Source organism: Salinimicrobium oceani (assembly GCF_012037645.1).
Genome location: NZ_JAAVJR010000400.1, coordinates 1 through 515 on the forward strand (window position 1 = coordinate 1; position 515 = coordinate 515).

The window sequence follows — 515 nt, forward strand, 5'->3', positions numbered from 1 at the left end:
CTCTGCCTCATTACCGCTGTAGGTCCAGGCGTCTACCCTGAAGCTGGCGGGAAAGTGTCGACCTGTTTCGTCACAGAAATTACCGAAAACACAAAATTCAACAGCTTCATTCTGGACAATATCGAAGAACAGATAACCGTATTGGTTCACCATCCGGTCCTCATAACAAAGTACATCCACACTTACATATTTTTTGGTTCCCGCTCCCAATTGGATATCAAGTGGAAGTGCTGAATCTACCAAAGAACCAAATAGTCCCTGAGTACGTGGCGCCATCCATATCACATCTCCGTCGGCATTGTGAACTGTAAAATATTCCAGCCGGTAAGTGCCGGGAACCAGTTCCAGTTGAGCAGATTCTTCGGTAAAGTAATTGTCTACTCCATCCCCGTCAAAATCTCCGGGAGAGGGATTTAAGTCTACTCTAAGCGGATTTGTATCACTACCTATTACCCAGTTTCCCTCCTGTGAAAGGGCCACTTCAACAAAAACAGGTAGATCGTCTGAACATTCCG

At 45.8% G+C, this 515-nt stretch carries 1 protein-coding gene; it reads right to left on the reverse strand.

Going from position 1 to position 515, the window contains the following annotated elements; all coding sequences use genetic code 11:
- Positions 1-515 (reverse strand): hypothetical protein (locus tag HC175_RS17390; RefSeq protein ID WP_168139560.1); only part of this gene is annotated, 515 nt, incomplete at both ends.